This is a genomic window from Sporosarcina sp. P16b, assembly GCF_002743065.1.
Classification (GTDB): Bacteria; Bacillota; Bacilli; order Bacillales_A; family Planococcaceae; genus Sporosarcina.
Genome location: NZ_PDYO01000032.1, coordinates 1 through 5,973 on the forward strand (window position 1 = coordinate 1; position 5,973 = coordinate 5,973).

The following is a 5,973-nucleotide window of genomic DNA, read 5'->3' on the forward strand; positions in this document are numbered from 1 at the left end:
GACTCCCGATGGATCAGCTCGATCAGGTGAGACAACCAAAAGAGAGCGCAGCGAACTGGTTGGCTCACCGCGAGCCCATGGGAAAGCGTCCGCTAGCTGGAGCTTCCATCCCATGACAAACACTAAGTAACCCACCTAGCCAATCCACATATCCAAAATAACAACATTAAAATAAAAAAGGAAATGCAAGATTTTGTCGAATAGGAATAGGGTAGCGTCAAACAGAATGTAATAGGGGGAATGGGAAATGTCAGTTAAAACAGCAGACCTGTGTGATGACTTCATCGACGAACTGCAAGTGTGCACAGTAGAGTTCAAATCCTACGGAAAGCACAAGAGATTCTCGGGGCCAATCTCAACAGTAAAAGTCTTTGAAGACAATGTGTTAGTAAAGGAAGCACTACAAACGATTCCAGAAGGCAATGTATTGGTTGTAGACGGCGGAGGGTCAAAACGCTGCGCACTCATGGGGGACATGCTCGGCGAAATCGCGCAAGATCGTAAACTTGCGGGTGTTATTATCTATGGCTGTGCACGCGACACAGCGGATCTTGGTACACAGGAAATCGGTGTCATGGCGATTGGCAGCATGCCCGTGAAAAGTATCAAACGTGGCGAAGGGCAGAAAGAGGAAGTCCTTCATTTCGGAAACGTTGAATGGACACCAGGTCACTACGTTTACGCGGATGAAGACGGGGTAGTCGTTGCGCCTCGCCAACTAGTTTAATACACGTCGCTCGCTTAATTGCGGGCGACCTTTTTTATTTAAAAAACGTACATTCATTCGAGTGTTAATCTTTTACATTACGCAAAAAATATACTATAATTAAATTAATCAAAGATAGTCAAAGTCAAATAAATGAGAGGCGGATGTATATGCGTATGGATGGAATGCAAGAAGATCAGCGCTCACCACTAGAGCAATTCGGTCGCAATCTTGTGGAAGAAGTGAAAAACGGGAAAATGGATCCGGTTATTGGCCGGGATGAAGAAATTCGAAATGTAATCCGTATATTATCGAGAAAGACAAAAAATAATCCAGTCTTAATCGGTGAGCCGGGAGTCGGTAAAACGGCGATTGTTGAAGGATTGGCACAGCGTATTGTAAAAGGAGATGTGCCTGAAGGGTTGAAAAACCGTCAGATTTTCGAGCTGGATATGAGTGCGCTAATTGCGGGTGCGAAGTATCGTGGAGAGTTTGAAGAGCGTCTGAAAAGTGTCTTGAAACAAGTGAAAGAAAGTGATGGAGAAATCATCATGTTCATTGATGAGATTCATACTATAGTAGGTGCTGGAAAAACAGAAGGTGCGATGGACGCGGGGAATATGTTGAAGCCGATGCTTGCACGTGGTGAATTGTACTGTATTGGTGCGACTACGCTTGACGAGTATCGGATGTATATCGAGAAAGATCCGGCACTTGAAAGACGATTCCAGCAAGTGATGGTACGTGAACCGTCTATAGAAGATACAGTGTCGATTTTACGTGGATTAAAAGAACGTTTTGAATTGCATCATGGTGTGCGTATTCATGACCGTGCAATTGTTGCGGCGGCGACATTGTCTGATCGGTATTTAACTGAGCGCTTCATGCCGGACAAAGCGATTGATTTAATTGATGAAGCGAGCGCAATGATTCGTACAGAAATTGATTCGATGCCATCTGAACTAGATGCGGTGACTCGTAGAATTATGCAACTCGAGATTGAAGAGCAAGCATTACGTAAAGAGATAGATACGATGAGTCAGTCACGCCTTCAGACTTTACGAGAAGAGCTGCAAGACTTGAAAGATTCTTCAAAAGATATGCGAGAGCAGTGGGATGAAGAAAAAGCGGCATTAAAAATTATTCAAAGTAAACGTGAAGAACTTGATCGCTATCGTCGTGAACTTGAAGAAGCACAAGGCAGTTTTGATTTGAACAAAGCCGCTGAATTACAATACGGTAAAATCCCGACGTTGGAAAAAGAATTAAAAGAATTGGAAAGTCCGTTAGAGGGAACAAAAGATATACGTCTTTTACGTGAAGAAGTGACGGAAGAAGAAATTGCTTCTATCGTTGCACGCTGGACAGGCATTCCGGTAACGAAACTCGTTGAAGGCGAGCGTGAGAAATTATTGCGCTTGCATGAAACATTGAAAGAACGTGTCATTGGACAAGACAACGCAGTACAACTCGTCACTGAAGCTGTCTGGCGTGCGCGTGCTGGCATACAAGATCCGAATAAGCCTATTGGGTCGTTCTTATTCCTAGGGCCGACTGGTGTAGGGAAGACAGAGCTTGCGAAGACGCTGGCTGCTACGTTATTTGATTCGGAAGATCATTTCGTGCGAATCGATATGTCTGAGTATATGGAGAAACACAGTGTGTCACGTCTAGTTGGTGCACCTCCAGGATACATCGGCTATGAAGAAGGCGGTCAGTTAACGGAAGCGGTTAGAAGAAATCCATATGCTGTAGTGTTGTTGGATGAAATTGAAAAAGCGCATCCTGATGTAGCAAATATTTTACTGCAGATTCTAGATGATGGGCGTATTACAGATAGTCAAGGGCGTTTAGTAAACTTTACAAATACTGTCGTCATCATGACATCGAATATCGGGTCCGCTTATTTACTTGAGAATGATTTAGAGGATACTGAACATGCCAAAGAAGATCTGATTATGGCAGCTCTTCGCGGTCATTTCAAACCTGAGTTATTGAACCGAATGGATGATATCATCATTTTCCATTCATTGACTACAGATTCATTTAAAGCAATTACCAACAAGATGCTCGGTGATTTGGTTGATCGTCTGGAAGAACAAGATCTAGTGCTTGTCTATGATGATGAAGTACTCGACTGGATTGTTCGTGAAGGAGCAGATGCGGACTTTGGTGCGCGGCCGTTGAAACGATTCATTCAGCGACATGTGGAAACGAAAGTTGCGAAAGAAGTAATACGAGGTGGTCTTGTAGAAGGACAGCAAATCAAACTGTCCATGCACGAAGGGGAATTAGTTGTAGAAGTTGTCCGATGAGATCAAAATAAAAAGCGTAAGAACTGGTGAACAGTTCTTACGCTTTTTGATCGTAAATCAAACGTCTGCTGGAGATTCGTTTGGAATGATTGCAGTGATAATCAATACAAGTACAGCCAAAACGATTGAGACGGTAACGCCCGCCATGAAGTCAAATGCATTGCCACCAATGGAGCCCGCAACGTAGTTTAACATAGCTACCAAGAGGAACGACCAAACAAATGTCATAATATAGTGCATGATTTTCACCTCGACTAGTCTATTTCATAATACATCATACCATAGCAAACTAAATCGTTGAAAACAATATATGTATTATATTTGACGAAAAAGTGTCCTCGTCTTGAAAAAACATATTTTTTCTTCTATAATTACTACCAGGTACTAATATTAGATGATAAGGAACGGGGTAGATGAAATGAGAGCTGGACTTTTAGGAATGGGGAAATATGTTCCGCCCACTATTGTAACAAATGAAGATTTAGAAAAAAGTTTAGATACTTCAGACGAATGGATTCGCACGCGTACGGGAATCGAAGAGCGTAGAATTGCATCAGATGATATTAAAACATCAGACATGGCATTTGAAGCAGCAAAAAACGCATTACAATCAGCAGATATTCGTGCTGATCAAATCGGTCTGATCTTGGTAGCTACGGTTACACCGGATACTATTTTCCCGTCAGTTTCATCGATGATCCAGGAACGTTTAGGTGCAAAGAACGCAGCAGCAATGGATGTTTCTGCAGCGTGCGCAGGGTTCATGTATGGTGTGGTAACAGCGAAGCAATTTGTTGAATCTGGCACGTATGATTATGTTTTAGTAGTAGGCGTGGAAAAGTTATCGGGAATCGTTGACTGGGAAGACCGCAATACCGCTGTCTTGTTTGGAGATGGCGCAGGAGCGACAGTTGTTGGGAAAGTTAGTGAAGGAAGAGGGATCCTTTCATTTGAATTGGGTGCAGACGGTTCAGGTGGAAAACATCTTCATCATGACAAATATTTAGAGATGAATGGCCGTGAAGTATTCAAGTTTGCGGTACGTCAAATGGGAGAAACAGCAGTCAGTGTCGCTGAAAAAGCTGGTTTAACGACGGACGAAGTGGACTACCTGATTCCTCACCAAGCAAATATTCGTATTATGGAAGCGTCACGTGAGCGTTTAGGCTTACCGGTTGAGAAAATGTCGAAAACGGTTCATAAGTACGGAAATACATCGGCTGCATCTATACCGATTTCATTGACAGACGATTTAGCAGAAGGTCGAGTGAAAGATGATGATGTGATTGTGCTTGTAGGATTCGGCGGCGGCTTGACATGGGGCGGCTTATGTATAAAATGGGGTAAGTAAATAGCCTGGCAAATAAAAGTTGACAATAGAAAGGAAGTTTGAAATTGGAAAAACGACGTGTAGTGGTAACGGGTATCGGTGGAATCTCTCCGGTAGGTAACTCGGCTGAAGAATCTTGGAAATCCGTGTTAGAAGGGAAATCAGGTATTGACACGATGACAAGACTGGATCAGGAGAAATTCCCGGTCAGCGTAATGGCAGAGGTTAAAGGTTTCAATATTGAGGAATACGTTTCCCGCAAAGATGCCCGTAAAATGGATCGATTCACGCACTATGCAGTTGCTTCAGCAATGATGGCAATGAAAGACGCGAACCTGGAACTTGAAGGAGACCTAGCGCTTCGTACAGGAGTTTGGATTGGTTCAGGAATCGGTGGAATGGAATCACATGAGACACAATTTAATACATTCCTCGAAAAAGGGTACCGACGCGTCAGTCCATTTTTCGTTCCTATGATGATTCCGGATATGGCTGCAGGACAGGTATCGATTTTCACGGGTGCTAAAGGAATCAACTCTTGTTCCGTAACAGCTTGTGCATCCGGTACAAACTCTATCGGAGATGCATTTGAAGTAATCCTTCGCGGAGATGCAGACGTTATGATCACAGGTGGAACTGAAGCGCCCATTACGTCACTTGCAGTAGCAGGTTTTATCGCAAGCACAGCGTTATCTTTAAATGATGATCCAAGCAAAGCTTCCCGTCCGTTTGATAAAAACCGCGATGGCTTCGTAATGGGTGAAGGTGCAGGTATTTTGATTTTGGAAGAGTATGAACATGCGGTAGCACGTGGAGCGAAGATCTATGCAGAAATCGTTGGCTACGGTTCAACTGGCGATGCGCACCATATTACAGCACCAGCACCAGGCGGAGAAGGCGGAGCGCGTGCGATGCAACAGGCATTGGCAAAAGCGGGCGTTGAACCTACGCAAGTCGATTATATTAACGCGCATGGAACGAGCACGCCGTATAATGATTTGTTTGAGACGATGGCAGCAAAGACTGTGTTTGGTGATCATGCGTATAAGTTGGCGATGAGTTCGACTAAATCCATGACGGGTCATTTGCTTGGCGCGGCTGGTGGTATTGAAGCGATCTTTACTGTGAAGGCGTTGCAGGAAGGGATTTTACCTCCTACGATGAACTATGAGACGCCGGATCCAGAGTGTGATTTGGATTATGTAGTGAATGAAGCGCGTAAGGCAGATATTACGTATGCTATGAGTAACTCGCTTGGCTTTGGCGGGCATAATGCTTCGTTGGTGTTTAAGAAGATATAAAGGTAGACGGAAAGGGTCGTTTAGACTCCTTTCCGTTTTTATTATGGAAGAAGTTCAAGGTCAGGGGCCATGGCTAAGGGTAGGGCGCCGTTGACCGACGTTCCAGGCGGACGCGTTCCGGAGGGCGTGGCCTGAGCCGCTTCCTTCACTACGTTCAGTCCAGGGTCTCGAACTCACGCTGATCCTCCCGGAGCATTCCTGTTTGGTTAGTGGAGCCCTATTGAAATAGAAAAGTCCCCTTGGTATGATTCGGGGGTGTCAAGGCATCGACTACTTGACCCCTAATAATAACCAAGGAGGACTTACATGAATTCTAAAGTG

General features: G+C 44.2%; 5 protein-coding genes. 4 read left to right on the forward strand and 1 reads right to left on the reverse strand.

The features are described from left to right. The first annotated feature begins 247 nt into the window (after positions 1-247). Both rraA and CSV77_RS16490 read left to right on the forward strand, forming a co-directional pair. Positions 248-727 (forward strand): ribonuclease E activity regulator RraA, encoded by a 480-nt coding sequence (gene rraA, locus CSV77_RS16485; RefSeq protein WP_099674241.1) that lies wholly within the window; start codon positions 248-250, stop codon positions 725-727. A 155-nt stretch (positions 728-882) separates the two neighbouring features. Further along, positions 883-3,021, forward strand: a complete 2,139-nt coding sequence (locus tag CSV77_RS16490) for an ATP-dependent Clp protease ATP-binding subunit (RefSeq protein WP_369802787.1) — start codon at positions 883-885, stop codon at positions 3,019-3,021. A 57-nt stretch (positions 3,022-3,078) separates the two neighbouring features. On the opposite strand, the gene CSV77_RS16495 is transcribed toward CSV77_RS16490, so the two are convergent. Next, positions 3,079-3,261 (reverse strand): YjzD family protein, encoded by a 183-nt coding sequence (locus CSV77_RS16495; RefSeq protein WP_099631038.1) that lies wholly within the window; start codon positions 3,259-3,261, stop codon positions 3,079-3,081. Positions 3,262-3,439: 178 nt separating this feature from the next. Here CSV77_RS16495 and CSV77_RS16500 point away from each other — a divergent pair, with 178 nt between their 5' ends. Together CSV77_RS16500 and fabF are read left to right on the forward strand one after the other, a co-directional pair. Beyond that, positions 3,440-4,372 carry a beta-ketoacyl-ACP synthase III gene (locus CSV77_RS16500; protein ID WP_099631037.1) on the forward strand — a complete coding sequence of 311 codons (933 nt, stop codon included), beginning with the start codon at positions 3,440-3,442 and terminating at the stop codon, positions 4,370-4,372. 44 nt (positions 4,373-4,416) lie between these two features. Beyond that, a complete protein-coding gene (fabF, locus tag CSV77_RS16505) occupies positions 4,417-5,652 on the forward strand; it encodes a beta-ketoacyl-ACP synthase II (RefSeq protein ID WP_099674243.1) in 1,236 nt (411 codons plus the stop codon). Positions 5,653-5,973 lie beyond the last annotated feature (321 nt).